The 13,294-nt window shown below is 74.1% G+C and carries 13 protein-coding genes; 7 read left to right on the top strand and 6 right to left on the bottom strand.

The window, feature by feature from the left end; genetic code table 11:
• Positions 1-255 precede the first annotated feature (255 nt).
• From ABZX22_RS09175 to ABZX22_RS09150, 6 genes are all read left to right on the top strand, one after another.
• A complete protein-coding gene (locus tag ABZX22_RS09175; RefSeq protein ID WP_354907084.1) occupies positions 256-2,283 on the top strand; it encodes a DEAD/DEAH box helicase in 2,028 nt (675 codons plus the stop codon).
• A 304-nt stretch (positions 2,284-2,587) separates the two neighbouring features.
• Positions 2,588-3,691 (top strand): mannose-6-phosphate isomerase, class I, encoded by a 1,104-nt coding sequence (manA, locus tag ABZX22_RS09170; protein ID WP_354907083.1) that lies wholly within the window; start codon positions 2,588-2,590, stop codon positions 3,689-3,691.
• Between the two features lie 47 nt (positions 3,692-3,738).
• The gene (locus ABZX22_RS09165; protein WP_354907082.1) at positions 3,739-4,002 is read left to right on the top strand and encodes a phosphoribosyl-ATP diphosphatase; all 264 of its coding nucleotides are present in this window, start codon (positions 3,739-3,741) and stop codon (positions 4,000-4,002) included.
• A gap of 14 nt (positions 4,003-4,016) precedes the next feature.
• Complete coding sequence (gene hisG / locus ABZX22_RS09160; RefSeq protein ID WP_354907081.1) at positions 4,017-4,862, top strand: ATP phosphoribosyltransferase; 846 nt, start codon at positions 4,017-4,019, stop codon at positions 4,860-4,862.
• An 85-nt stretch (positions 4,863-4,947) separates the two neighbouring features.
• Complete coding sequence (locus ABZX22_RS09155) at positions 4,948-5,277, top strand: ATP-binding protein (RefSeq protein ID WP_354907080.1); 330 nt, start codon at positions 4,948-4,950, stop codon at positions 5,275-5,277.
• Complete coding sequence (locus tag ABZX22_RS09150) at positions 5,274-5,876, top strand: response regulator transcription factor (protein WP_354907079.1); 603 nt, start codon at positions 5,274-5,276, stop codon at positions 5,874-5,876. Before ABZX22_RS09155 ends, ABZX22_RS09150 begins: the two co-directional genes overlap by 4 nt.
• Positions 5,877-5,883: 7 nt before the next feature.
• Here ABZX22_RS09150 and ABZX22_RS09145 read toward each other — a convergent pair whose 3' ends face one another.
• Positions 5,884-7,149, bottom strand: coding sequence for an aminotransferase class V-fold PLP-dependent enzyme (locus ABZX22_RS09145; protein ID WP_354907078.1), 1,266 nt, complete (start codon positions 7,147-7,149; stop codon positions 5,884-5,886).
• 31 nt (positions 7,150-7,180) lie between these two features.
• On the opposite strand from ABZX22_RS09145, the gene ABZX22_RS09140 reads away from it, so the two are divergent.
• Positions 7,181-7,765 (top strand): TetR/AcrR family transcriptional regulator, encoded by a 585-nt coding sequence (locus ABZX22_RS09140; RefSeq protein WP_354907077.1) that lies wholly within the window; start codon positions 7,181-7,183, stop codon positions 7,763-7,765.
• A gap of 27 nt (positions 7,766-7,792) precedes the next feature.
• On the opposite strand, the gene ABZX22_RS09135 is transcribed toward ABZX22_RS09140, so the two are convergent.
• The 5 genes from ABZX22_RS09135 to ABZX22_RS09115 all read right to left on the bottom strand — a co-directional run bounded on the left by ABZX22_RS09135 (position 7,793) and on the right by ABZX22_RS09115 (position 13,205).
• Positions 7,793-8,854: an EAL domain-containing protein gene (locus tag ABZX22_RS09135; protein ID WP_354907076.1), complete on the bottom strand. Its 1,062-nt coding sequence runs from the start codon at positions 8,852-8,854 to the stop codon at positions 7,793-7,795.
• 123 nt (positions 8,855-8,977) lie between these two features.
• Positions 8,978-9,664 (bottom strand): response regulator transcription factor, encoded by a 687-nt coding sequence (locus tag ABZX22_RS09130; RefSeq protein WP_354907075.1) that lies wholly within the window; start codon positions 9,662-9,664, stop codon positions 8,978-8,980.
• A gap of 7 nt (positions 9,665-9,671) precedes the next feature.
• Positions 9,672-10,793 carry a histidine kinase gene (locus ABZX22_RS09125; RefSeq protein WP_354907074.1) on the bottom strand — a complete coding sequence of 374 codons (1,122 nt, stop codon included), beginning with the start codon at positions 10,791-10,793 and terminating at the stop codon, positions 9,672-9,674.
• On the bottom strand, positions 10,777-12,258 hold the full coding sequence (locus tag ABZX22_RS09120; protein WP_354907073.1) for a nitrilase-related carbon-nitrogen hydrolase: 1,482 nt from the start codon (positions 12,256-12,258) through the stop codon (positions 10,777-10,779). Before ABZX22_RS09120 ends, ABZX22_RS09125 begins: the two co-directional genes overlap by 17 nt.
• A 146-nt stretch (positions 12,259-12,404) precedes the next feature.
• The gene (locus tag ABZX22_RS09115) at positions 12,405-13,205 is read right to left on the bottom strand and encodes a PIG-L family deacetylase (protein ID WP_354907072.1); all 801 of its coding nucleotides are present in this window, start codon (positions 13,203-13,205) and stop codon (positions 12,405-12,407) included.
• Positions 13,206-13,294: the final 89 nt, after the last annotated feature.

Here is a 13,294-nt window from a genome sequence, read left to right as displayed (position 1 = left end):
CGGAAGGTCCGGCGTCCCGCGCGGGAATACCCCAATCCTCTCGCGTGTTAGGCAACACGTGCATCTGACGCACCACTGTGCGTGAACGCCGCCTGCGGCCGGCAGATGGGATGCGCGCAGACGGGCCGGACACAGCGGCCCCGTCCTTCCCAGGCGGGCGTGAGAGACGCCCGCGCACATGGCTCGTCCTTTCGCAGAAGTGACGCGGCCACTCTGACTGAAAGGCACGACTTCGTGACCATGCTTGACGCTGCCATGCCCGAAACCTCCGCCGAGGAGCACGGCATTCCGGAGTTCGAACTGCTTGGCCTGCCCAAGCCGCTCGTGACCGGCCTGTCCCGGCAGGGCATCGACAGCCCGTTCCCCATCCAGCGCGCCACGATCCCCGACGTGCTGACCGGCGCTGACGTTCTCGGCCGCGGCCAGACCGGCTCCGGCAAGACCCTCGCCTTCGGCCTGCCCACGATGGCGCGCATCGCCGGCGTCAAGCCGGCTCCCAAGCGCCCGCGCGCGATGATCCTCGTTCCCACCCGCGAGCTGGCCCTGCAGGTGCACGACGCGCTCGAGCCCCTCGGCCGCGGCCTCGGCCTGCGCATGAAGGTCGTCGTCGGCGGCATGTCCATGGGCAAGCAGATCGAGGCGCTGCGCCGCGGCGTCGACGTCATCATCGCCACGCCCGGCCGCCTGGGCGACCTGATGCGCCAGGGCGAGTGCTCGCTGGACGCCGTCGAGGTCAGCGTGCTCGACGAGGCCGACCACATGTGTGACCTCGGCTTCTTCCCCGTCGTGTCGGACCTGCTCGCCCAGACCCCCGCCGACGGCCAGCGGCTGCTGTTCTCCGCCACCCTCGACGGCGACGTCGACAAGCTGGTGCAGCGCTTCCTCAAGGACCCGATCACCCACTCCATCGCGCCCGCGACCTCGCCGGTCGACACGATGGAGCACCACGTGATCCAGGTCAGCCGGGACGACAAGTTCGACGTCACCGCCGAGATCGCCAACCGCGAGGGCCGCACGATCATCTTCGTGCGCACCCAGCACGGCGTCGACCGGCTGTGCAAGCAGTTGGCCCGTGTCGGCGTCAAGGCCGGCGGCCTGCACGGCGGCAAGCGCCAGAACCAGCGCACCCGCATCCTGTCGGAGTTCAAGGAGGGCCAGGTCGACGTCCTGGTCTGCACCGACGTCGCGGCCCGCGGCATCCACGTCGACGGCATCAGCCTGGTGCTGCACGTCGACCCGCCGCAGGACCACAAGAGCTACCTGCACAGGGGTGGCCGCACGGCCCGCGCGGGGGAGAAGGGCACCGTGGTGACCCTGGTCCTGCCGAACGAGCGCCGCTCCACCGACGCGCTGACCCGCCGGGCGGGCATCCACCCGTTCCGGCTCAAGGCCGCGCCGGGCAACGACCGTGTCGCCGAGGTGACGGGCGCCCGCGTCCCCAGCGGGGAGTCCATCCCGGTGTGGGAGCCCGACGTGCGCAAGCCGCTGCGTCCGCGCCGCGAGGGCGCGGGACACGGCGGTGAGCGCCGTGGCCGCCGCCGCGACTTCGGCGACGACCGGCGCCCGCGCCGTACGGCCGACGGGTTCGGCGACGACCGCCGCCCCCGCCGCCACGACGACGAGGACCGCCGCCCCCAGCGTGACTTCGGTGGCGACCGCGGCTCCCGTGGCGACGTCGGTGGCGACCGCGGTTCGCGCGGCGACTTCGGTGGCGAGCGGCGCCCGCACCGCTCCTTCGACGGCGAGCGCCGGTCCCGCCAGCACGAGGGCGGCTCGACCGAGCCGCGCACGTTCGGCGAGGACAGGGCGCCCTACCGCGACCGGCGCCAGGGCGGCTACCGCTCCGACGACCGCGGCGACTTCCGCTCCGGCGAGCGCGGCGGCAACCGGTCGGACGACCGCGGGCCGCGCGGCGGGTTCCGCTCCGACGACCGTGGTGCCCGTGGCGGGTTCCGCTCCGGCGGCTTCGGCTCCGACGACCGCGCGCCCCGTTCCGGCGGCTTCGGTACCGATGACCGCGCGCCCCGCTCCGGCGGCTACCGCGACGACAGGGGCCCCCGTGGCGGGTTCCGCTCGGACGAACGCGGCCGTCCCTTCTCCGGCGACCGGGGTCCTCGCTCCGGCGGCTACCGCTCGGACGACCGCGGCGAGCACCGGGGCCGCCCGTTCTCGGCCGGACGTGACGACCGGGGCCCCCGCTCCGGCGGCTACCGTTCCGACGAGCGCGGCAACGGCGGCTACCGCTCCGACCGCGGCAACCCGGGCCGTCGCTTCGGCCGCTGACCCACCTTCCCGGCTGCCCGCCGTACCCGCCTGCTGGCGCGGTACGGCGGGCAGCGCCGTCTCACCCGGTCCCCTGTGACGTTCACCCGGTCCCCAGGTGACGACGGCACCCCGTCCAGAAGCACGACGCCACCCTCGTCCGGAAGCACGGGGGAGAGCCGGTGGGACGCGCAGGAGTGCCCGCGGTGTCGTTCCGCGAGGTGGGCGACGTGCGCGGGTGGTGCCGTTTCCTGGGGTTCCGTCGCCGTTCACGCGGGCGCGATAGTCTCGATCAGGCCGCATTCTGGGCATCATCGGAGATCTCGTGACTGAGCTGCTTTCCAACCCCGTCAAGCACTACGACTGGGGTTCCCGCACCGCCATCGCCACGCTGACGGGCCGGCCGTCGCCCTCGCCCGACCCCGAGGCGGAGATGTGGCTCGGCGCCCACCCGTCAGGGCCCTCCCTGCTCGTGGAGCGCGGCATCACCCTCGACCAGGCGATCGCCGCCGACCCGCAGGCGGAGCTCGGCGCCGGGACGGTGGCCAGGTTCGGGGCGCGCCTGCCGTACCTGCTGAAGCTGATCGCGGTCGAGCGGGTGCTGTCGCTGCAGGTGCATCCCTCGGCCGAGCAGGCCGAGGCGGGCCACGCGCGCGGCGCCTACGTCGACGCCCACCCCAAGCCGGAGCTGGTCTGCGCGCTGACCCCGTTCAGCGGCCTGGCGGGCTTCCGGGCGCCGGGTGAGGCGGCGCGGCTGCTGGCCGAGCTCGAACTGCCGGAGCTCAGGCCGGTCGTCGGCCTGCTGGAGGCGGGCGACTCGGCGGGCGCGCTGCGGCTGCTGCTGGAGTGGCCGGAGCGCAAGGCGCTGGTCGAAGCCGTCGCGGCGGCGGCCGGGCGGCGTGGCCACGACCTCGTCACGCGCCTGGCCGAGCAGTATCCCGACGACCCCGCCGTGCTGGCGCCGCTGCTGATGAACCGGCACGACCTGATGCCGGGCGAGGCGCTGTTCCTGGGTGCGGGGGTGCTCCACTGCTACCTGAGCGGGTTCGGGGTGGAGATCATGGGCGGCTCGGACAACGTGCTGCGCGCGGGGCTGACCCCCAAGCCGGTCGACGTCGACGAGCTGCTGCGCATCACCGACTTCGCCGCCCAGCCGCTGCGGGTCGAGCCGGTGGACGGGCTCTACACCGTGCCCGTCCCCGAGTTCGCGCTGGGCCGCGCGCAGGCGCCCGACGTCACGCTGGAGGGCGGCGTGCCGCGCGTGTTCGTCTGCGTCGAGGGCGAGGTCGCCGTCGACGGGCGGACGCTGCGGCCGGGCGAGTCCGCGTTCGTGCCGGGTTTCCAGGCCGCCGTCCAGGTGCGCGGCTCCGGCACCGTCTTCTGGGCGCAGCCGTCTCGGGAGGCGGACGCCCCCGCTACCGGTGTCTGAGGGCCGATAGGCTGGAAGACCACATCGACCGAGCACCGAGAGAGATCATGAAGACCTTCGATGAGCTGTTCACCGAGCTGTCCGAGAAGGCGCGCACCCGGCCCGCGGGGTCGGGGACCGTGGCCGCGCTGGACGCCGGGGTCCATGCCATCGGCAAGAAGGTCGTCGAGGAGGCCGCCGAGAGCTGGATGGCCGCCGAGCACGAATCCGACGACCGTGCCGCCGAGGAGATCTCGCAGCTGCTCTACCACGTGCAGTGCCTCATGATCGCCCGCGGCATCGGGCTTGACCAGGTCTACAAGTACCTCTGAAAGGTTCGTCCACGATGCTACGGCTGGCCGTACCCAACAAGGGCGCCCTCAACGAGGCCGCCGCCACGATGCTGAAGGAAGCCGGATACCGCACCAGGAAGGACAGCAAGGAGCTGGTCGTCGTCGACGCCGACAACTCCTGCGAGCTGTTCTTCCTGCGTCCGCGCGACATCGCCGTCTACGTCGGCGAGGGCACGCTCGACGCCGGGATCACCGGTCGCGACATGCTGTTCGACTCGGGCGCGCCGGTGGAGGAGGTGCTGCCGCTGGGCTTCGGCGGCTCGACCTTCCGCCTGGCGGCGAAGTCGGGCACCATGTCGGCCGTGCAGGACCTCAACGGCCTGCGCATCGCCACCTCCTACGCGGGGTTGCTGGAGAAGTACCTGTCCGACAGCGGCGTCGACGCCCGCGTCATCAAGCTCGACGGCGCCGTCGAGACCGCCATCCGGCTGGGCGTCGCCGACGCCGTCGCCGACGTGGTCGAGACCGGCACCACGCTGCGCAACGTCGGCCTCGAGGTCTTCGGCGAGCCGATCATGCGCTCGGAGGCGGTGCTGATCAGGCGCGAGGGCTCGGCGGAGACGCAGGGCATGCAGCAGCTCGTGCGCCGGCTGCAGGGCGTCATCCACGCCCGCGACTACGTGATGATGGACTACGACATCCGCGCCGAGCAGATCGAGCAGGCCAGCGCGATCACGCCCGGCATGGAGGGGCCCACCATCTCGCCGCTGCACCGCGAGGGCTGGGTCGCCGTCCGCACGATGGTGCCGCGCAAGGGTCACCAGCAGGTGATGGACCAGCTCTGGCAGATCGGCGCGCGCGCCATCCTGGTCACCGACATCTACGCCTGCCGGATCTAGCGGAACAGGTCACGGACCTGGCGGAACCGGTCACGGCGCCGGTGACGGCCGGCTGACCGGTGGCAGGCCGCCGCCGGCGCGCGCCGTGCTGCGGGCCGCGGGGGCCGAGCCGGTGGTGCGCGTCACGGGCACCCCGCTGCCCGAGGCCCTGGACGGCCTGCTCGGGTGGGCGGCCCGCGAGGGCGTCACCAACGTCGTACGGCACGCGGACGCCACCCGCTGCCAGATCGACGTCACCTACGACGGGACGGCGGCCACGCTGGAGATCGTGGACAACGGGCGTGGCGGTCCGCCCGAGTCGACCGGCAGCGGCCTGGCCGGCCTGGCCGAACGGGTCAGGGCGGCGGGCGGCTCGATCGAGGCGGGCCCCCGCGAGGCCGGGGGCTTCCGGCTGTGGGTGGCGGTACCAGCGTGATCAGGGTCATGCTGGCGGAGGACCAGAGCATGGTCCGCGGCGCCCTGGCCTCGCTGCTCAACCTGGAGCCCGACATCGAGGTGGTGGGGGAGGCGGCCAACGGGCAGGAGGCCGTCGCCGTGGTGGCAGCCGTACGGCCCGACATCGCCCTGCTGGACATCGAGATGCCGGGCGGCGTCGACGGCATCACCGCGGGCGCGACCATCGCCGCCACCGGATGCAGGGTGATGATCCTGACCACGTTCGGCAGGCCGGGTTACCTGCGCAGGGCCATGGAGGCGGGCGCCGTGGCGTTCCTGGTGAAGGACAGCCCCGCGCGCGAGCTGGCGGCCGCCATCCGCCGGGTCCACGAGGGGGAGCGGGTCATCGACCCGGCTCTGGCCGCCGCCGCGCTCAGCGCGGGGCCCAACCCGCTGTCGCCCCGCGAGCGCGACGTCCTGGCGGCGGCCGTCGACGGCGCCACGATCGGCGACATCGCCCGCCGCCTGCACCTGTCGGAGGGCACGGTGCGCAATTACCTGTCGTCGGCCATCGGCAAGACCCACGCCCGCAACCGCATGGAGGCCGTTCGGCGGGCCAGGGAGCAGGGGTGGCTGTGAGGCCGCGCTAGAGCGCGGCGACCGCCTTGACGGCCTGGTCGACCTGTTCGGGGCTGACCAGGATGGAGGTGCCGAAGCGCAGGTAGACCTGCTGGTAGGGGGTGGTGCTGGTCAGGATGCGCCGGGCGCGCAGGCGTTCTGTCGCCTGGAAGGGCGTCACGCCGTCGATCTCGCAGCACACCAGCCCCGCCGACAGCGCCGGATCCATCGGCGTGATGAGCCGCACCCGGCGGTCGGCGGCCAGGCCCTGCTTGAGGCGGGTGGCCAGCTCGATCGTCCGTTCGTGCACGCGCTGCTTGCCGATCGAGGTCTGGAAGGCGAAGGCCTCGGCCATCGCCCAGCGATGCTCGAAGGTCTGGTAGCCGCCGGGGGTGTTGACCAGGCCGCCAGGCCCGGTGGGCGCGGTACGGCCGAACCAGGCCCTGAAGCCCGGACCGCTGAAGCTCGGGATGATGGGGGCGACGTGCTCCCAGGCCCTGCCGTACACGATGCCGGTGCCGCGCGGGCCGAACAGCCACTTGTGGGTGCCGGAGGCCAGGAAGTCGCAGCCGAGGTCGGTGACGGAGTCGGCCAGCGCGCCGAAGCCGTGGACGCCGTCGACGCACAGCAGCGCCCTGTCGGCCTCGTCGCGGTCGCGGTTGGCCTCGGCGAGCATGTCGGCGATGGCGCGGATCGGCAGCCTGACGCCGGTGCCGGAGTGGACCCAGGTGACCGCGACGATCCGGGTGCGCGGGGTGAGCCCCGCCTTCAGCGCCGCCACGATCCGCCCGGCGTCGGCCTTGGCCGGGTCGTCGTACAGCCGCACGCGCGTGACCCGGGCGCCGGTGCGCTCGGCCAGCATCCTGAGGTTCTCGTGCGTGGCGTAGAAGTCGTGCTCGGTGGTCAGCACGTGCTGGCCTGGGCGCAGGCGGAAGCCCGAGTAGATCACGCTCAGGCCCATCGTCGTGCTGTCGGTGAGCGCGACCTGGCCCGCCTCGGCGCCGAGGTAGCGCTCGGCGGCCGCCCGGACCGCGGCGTCGCGGTCATCGGCCTCCAGGTATCCGGCGGTGTCGCCGTCGAGCCCGTCGCGGTGGCGCTGGATCGCCGCGCGAACCACGGCCGGGTGGGCGGCCAGCACGTACGCGGCGAAGTTGGCCACCTTCGCGTCGAGGGCGAACTGCGCGCGCACCGAGGCCCAGTCGTCCGTCACCGGCCTCGGGCCCTCGGCGGGCGCGGTGCAGCCCGCCAGCGTCGCGCCCGCTCCGCCCACCAGCAACGTCCGCCTGTTCAGCACGACTTCCTTCCTAGCACGCTAACGTGCCGATGTGGGAAGACCAGCCAAGTTCGGCGCCGACCAGATCCTCGACACCGCCGCGGCGCTCGCCGCGGAAGGCGGCCACGAGGCCGTCACCGTCACCGCCGTCGCCGCGCGCCTGGGCGCGCCGAGCGGATCCATCTACCACCGCTACGGCTCGCGCGACCTGCTGCTGGCACACCTGTGGATCAGGGCCGTGCGGCGCTTCCAGGAGGGCTTCCTGCGCGCCGTGCGCAGGCCCGACCTGGCCGAGGCGGTGCGCGCCGCGGCCGCGCACGTGGTGCGCTGGTCGGCCGAGCACCCCGACGAGGCGCGGCTGCTGCTCGCGCACAACGTGGCCGAACTGCGCGAGCGCTGGCCGGCCGAGCTGGGTGCGCAGCTCGACGCGCTCAACACCGACGTCATGGCGGCGCTGCGCGAGCTGGCGGAGCGGGTGCCGGGCGCCGACGGGCTGGAGCGGGTCACGTTCGCGCTCGTCGACGTGCCCGTGGCGGCCGCGCGGCGGCACGTGCTCGAGGGGCGGGCCGTACCGGATGCGGCCGTACGGCTGGCCGAGGTGGCCGCCCTGGCCGTCATCCTGGAGAACGATCTCTGAGACCAGGCGCGGCCGGCCCCGCGCGGGTCACCGGTACGGCCCGCTGGCCACCCGCATGAGGTCGCTGACCCTGACGATCCCCATGCACCTGCCCACCTCGTCGGTCACCACCAGGTCGTCGTAGACGCGGGCGGTGTCGCGCCCCGCGACCTGCATCGCGGCGATGGCAGGGGTGGTCTTGGGAACGGTCCTGGGCGGGTCGGCCAGCCGCAGCGCCGGTTTCTTGCCGTACAGGGCGTGGCCGTACCTCCCCGCGATCGACAGCAGGAACCTGCTGCGGTCCAGGCTGCCCTCGGGACGCTGGTACTCGTCCACCAAAATCACGCTGGTGATCGAGGGTTCGGTGCCGAACGCCTCCACCGCCTCCTCGGCCGTCGCCCCGGCGGGCAGCGACACAGCCGGCATCAGCAGCTCGTGCACGCGCGGGCCGAGCATCATGTCGGCCTGCGACGGCTTGCGCACCGGCAGCGGCACCCGCACCCGGCCGTCCGGTCCCGGCCGCAGCAGCGGTCCCTCCGCCAGCCGGGTGCCCCACGAGCGCACGGCCGCCAGCTGCGCCTCCTGCGCGATGGCGGGGGCCAGCACGTGCGCGCCGATCCCGCGCGCCAGCGTCGCCAGCGCCTCGCCCGCCGCCGACCTCCTGGGATCCTGCGGAACGCGGGCGAGCAGCTCGGGGGCGAGCACGATGAGGTACGGCGCGGCCTCGATGATCAGCTCCATCGGGAGGCTGCCGACGCCCAGGCCGCCGAAGGCGACCAGGTAACCGATCGCCCGCAGGCCGTCCAGCCCGACGAGCAGCGCCTTCCTGTCCGCGTCCACGCACGGGCCGTGCACCTGGAGGATCACCTCCCTCGGCCGCCTGCCGGACCTCCTGAGGGCCTCGTGCAGCGGCGAGAGCGCGGCCGAGCCGCCGATGACCATGTGGGTGGGAAGGTCGAGGATGACGGGAAGGGTTCCTGCACCGATCTCGGCGGCGTCAGGGGACACGTGCAACGCGATGACACCGCCGGTCTCGAGGTCGACCACAGGGGAGACCGCGGCGGAAGCTTCCTGGTCGTACTGGGGAAGCAGGGGAGTCTGGGGAGACACGTCCAAATTCTGGGGCCGCTCCCGGCAGCCCAGAAGCCCGGTGCGGGGAAATTCACCGACATTTCGCTCCCGGTTCCTGGGACGCCACACCGGGTCTCCGGGCCGGCACGGCCCTGGGGCCGTCTAGAGCGGCCACCCGCCGCCGTCGGCAGGGGCGCCGGGGACGACCAGCCCCGACTCGTAGGCGAACACCACGGCCTGGGCCCGGTCGCGCAGCCCCAGCTTGGTGAGGATCCGGCTGATGTGCGTCTTGGCGGTGTTCTCGCTGACCACGAGCTCGGCGGCCAGCTCCACGTTGGACAGCCCACGCGCCAGCAGTCTCAGCGTCTGGCTCTCGCGGTCGGTCAGCCGCTCCAGCCTGGCCGCCAGCCGCGGGGCGACGCCGTGCCCAGGGCGGCGGACCAGGCTCTCCACCAGCCGTCGGGTCACGGAGGGCGCCAGCAGCGCCTCGCCGGCGGCCACGACCCTGACCGCCTCGGCCAGCTCCTGGCGGCGGATGTCCTTCAGCAGGAATCCGCTCGCCCCGGCCCGCAGCGCGTCGTAGACGTAGTCGTCCAGGTCGAACATGGTCAGCACGAGGACCTTGGCGCTCGTGGTGGCGCAGATGCGCGCGGTGGCCTCCAGGCCGTCCATGCCGGGCATCCGCACGTCCATGAGCACCACATCGGGCCGCAGCCGTTCGGCCGCCGCGACGGCGGCGGCGCCGTCGGCGGCCTCGCCGACAACGGTGATGTCGGGGTGGACGCCCAGGATCATGGCGAAGCCGGCGCGGAACAGATCCTGGTCGTCTGCGATGAGGACGCTGATCACGCGACTCCTAGGGGAGGGGAAGCTCGGCGTGGACGACGAACCCGGTACCGCCGGGCGCGGTTCCCGCCCGCAGCGTGCCGCCGCAGGCGGCGACCCGCTCCCGCATCCCTGCCAGGCCGTGGCCGCCGGGCCCGCCGGGGCCCGCGCCCGCGCCGTCGTCGGTGACGGTGACGGTGAGCAGGTCGTCCGCGCAGGTCACCGCCACGTGGGCATGGCGGGCTCGGGCGTGCCTGATGACGTTGGTCAGCGCCTCCTGGACGATCCGGTAGGCGGCGACGGCCGTCTCGCGGGGCACCGGGTGAGGACCGTCGCCGGTCTCCAGCGTCACCTCGAGGCCCGCCCGGCGGGTCCTGTCGATCAGGCCGGGAAGGGTGTCGAGGCCGGGGGGCGGGTGTCCCGGCGGGTCGGCGTCGTGGCGGTCGTCGCGGCGCAGCGTGTCGAGCAGGCCGCGCAGCTGGACCAGCGCGGTCCTGCCGGTGTCGGCGACCGCGTCGAGCGCCGCCTGCGCCTGCCGCGGGTCCGAGCCGAGGACGGCCGAGCCCGCCTCGGCCTGCACGACCATGAGCCCGACCGAGTGGGTGACGACGTCGTGCACGTCGCGGGCGATGCGGGTGCGCTCCAGCGCGGCCGCGGCGGCGCGCTCCAGCTCCACCCTCCTGCCGCGCTCGGCCCGCTCGGCCAGCCGCGCGGCCCGCGCCCGCGCCCCGGCGCCGAGCGCCCAGGCGGCCACGAACGCGGTGCCGACCATCCGGTAGACCTCGCTCTCCTCGTGCGGTACGGCCAGCGACACGTAGACGGCGATCCCGACGACGGGCGCGGCGAGCAGCCGTACGGTGGTGCCGCTCAGCTCGGCGACGGTGTAGACGCCCAGCAGCGGCCCCCACGGCAGGAACGGCTTCTCCCACAGCACCATCGCGGTCATGGCCAGTCCGGAGACGACGGAGACCGGCACGGGGGCGCGCCGCCGCCACAGCAGCGGCACGCCGGAGGCCACCGCGGACAGGACCACCCACCACGGCGCGGGCGTGGGCATGAGCGTGGGCGCCACGGTCGCGACGGTGACCGCCCCTGCCAGCACGGCGTCGACCAGCCCGGCGGGCGGTGTGGGCAGGCTACGGGCGAACCGCATGAGCCCGCTTCGCGGAACGGTCGGAGCCGAGCCGGCCGCGCGCACCATCGCCATCCCTTCCGTCCCCTGCGGCCCGCAGCCCGACGAGCACGGTCGGGGGCAGCAGCAGGAGGCCGGCCCAGCCTAGCCAATCGCCGAGCACGCTGTACGGCGTGGCCGCCACGGGCGCGGGAAGCGTGAAGACGGCGGAGGCGAAGCCGGGCCCGGTGCGCGCCTCGGCGAGCACCCGCCCGTAGGCGTCGCTGGCCAGCAGGATGCCCGCCCTGGGCGCGCGCACGACGGTCATGCCGTTCTCCACCCCGCGCACCAGCGCCATCCTGCTGTGGATCCACGCGTCGCCGGGGAAGTCCCACGCGGGGGCGAAGACGGCGGTCGCGCCGCGCCGCCGGTAGTCGCGCACGAGCGCGGTGAAGTCGAGGTCCTTGCAGATGGCGATGGCCCACCGGCCGCCGGATCCCGGGAGGAAGGCCACCGCGTCCGCGGGTCCCGGCTGGTACGCCGACTCGATGCCGGGGATGAGATGGCGCTTGTCGTAGCGGACCGGGGCGGCCTTGCCGGGGAAGGCGAGCGCGCTGTTGCCGCGTACGTCGCCGTCGGCGAGGGTGAGGCCGACCAGGATGGTGGCGTGGCGCTCGGCGGCCAGCGCGCCCAGCGGCCGGGCGAGCGCCGGCAGGGTGGCGGCGTCGGCGGCGAAGGTGTTCTCGGGCAGGACGACGACGTCGGCGCGCAGCTTGCGCAGCGCGCCGACGTAGCGCGCGACCAGCGTCCTGCCCTGCGGGGTGCCGACGGGGACGGTGTCGTTCGGCTCGTCGGTGGCCAGCAGCGCCACCCGCGTCGTACCGCCGGCCGCGCCGGGCGCGGCGGCCAGCCGTGCGGCGCCGTAGCCGGTCACGAGTGCCACGACGACCGCCGCTCCGGCGGCCCGCAGCAGCCCGCCCGCCGTCCACGGCAGGCCGGCCAGGACGGCCTGGACGCCCAGCAGCAGGAAGGTGACGCCCCACGGGCCGGTCAGCGACACCAGCTGGAGCACCGGCAGGACGTCGGCCTGCGAGTAGACCATGCTCCACCAGGCGCCGTGCGGCAGCGTGAGCGACACGGCGAACTCCGCCGCCACCCAGGACGAGCCGAACGCCAGCGCGGCGACGAGCGGCCTGCCGCGCCGTGCGATCGCCCCGAAGGCGAGCACCGCCAGACCGAACAGCAGCGAGGTCCCGACGATCAGCGCCGCCCCGAGCGCGGGCGGCAGCTCGAGCACATCGAGGTAGTAGCCCCACATCGGCGTCTGGCCGCCGAGCCAGGCGGCCGTGCCCGCGGCCGTGCGGGTCCATGGGCCCGATCTGACGGCCACGGCCAGCACGGGAAGGGCCGCGATCCACGCGCACCACCACACCGGCGTGAGCCCCGTCCCGAACGCCAGCAGGACGGCCGACAGCGCGGTGAGCATCAGGAGGAGAAGACGATTCATGCCCGCCATGGTCGGCCGGGGACCGCGCCCGGCGCGTCGCGCGGGCGGATGATCCGCGCCCTCATCCGCACGGGTGACGGAGATCGTGTTCCCGCCGGTCACATCCGAAGCGCGCGCCGAAGCAGGAGTTCGCGGCTGCTGAAGGGTCAGCGTGGCGCGGCCGGGGTGAACAGGTCGTCGAGGACGCGCCCCGGTCCCGCTCCCGCGGCGGGTTCGGCGTACCACTCCCTGCCGAGCACCCACCCGAAGACGGGGACAGGAAGCCGGAGGAGCGCCCGCATGACGGGCGCCAGCCTGCCGCGGCCCGCCACCTGCGAATGGTGGGCGGCGATCGCGTCGCGCTTCTGCCTGGCGAAGCGGCGTACGTCGATGCGGTGGGTGATGGCCTCGCGGGGGCTGTAGGCGCGGCTGAGCGCGTCGGGGTCGTAGCGGAGCGGCAGCCGCAGGACGCGCGCCGCGGTCATCAGCCGGGCGACGATGTCGCGGGGGAGGGTCGCCTCCAGCAGGCGCGGCACCCCCGCCTCGGCGGCGGCGAGCTTGCCGACCTCGTGCACCCTGACGTGGTCGCGGTGGCCGTACCCGCCGTTGGCGTCGTAGCTGAGCAGGATGTCGGCCCGCTCCTCGGTGAGGATCGCCGCGAGCCTGCCCGCGGCCTCGGCCGGGTCGGCGGCGACGAAACGGGCGCGGTCCGGCGGATCGGGGTAGAGGATCGCGCCGTGGCCGCTGTCGGCGTAGCCGAGGTGGACGACCCGGTGGACGCCCAGGACGGCGGCGCTCGCGCGCAGCTCGTCCATGCGCGTCGTGTCGCCGTCGGCGGCGGCCCCCATGTGGTCGGTGGCGACGGCGATCACCACGCGGTGGCCTTCGGCGGCGGCACGGGCCAGCGCGCCGCCGGTCAGGATGGCCTCGTCGTCCGGATGCGCGTGGAATGCCACGACTGTCGCCATGCGTCCCCCTGGGTCGTGAAGCCACCCAGCGTAGCCACTGGATGATCTTCGCCGGCCGACTTCGCGGATCTTCACCCCGGCACCGGTAC

This window comes from Nonomuraea sp. NPDC003804, from assembly GCF_040610675.1.
Classification (GTDB): Bacteria; Actinomycetota; Actinomycetes; order Streptosporangiales; family Streptosporangiaceae; genus Nonomuraea.
The sequence above is the reverse complement of the archived record's forward strand: the minus strand, read 5'-3'. Positions and strand labels throughout refer to the sequence as shown.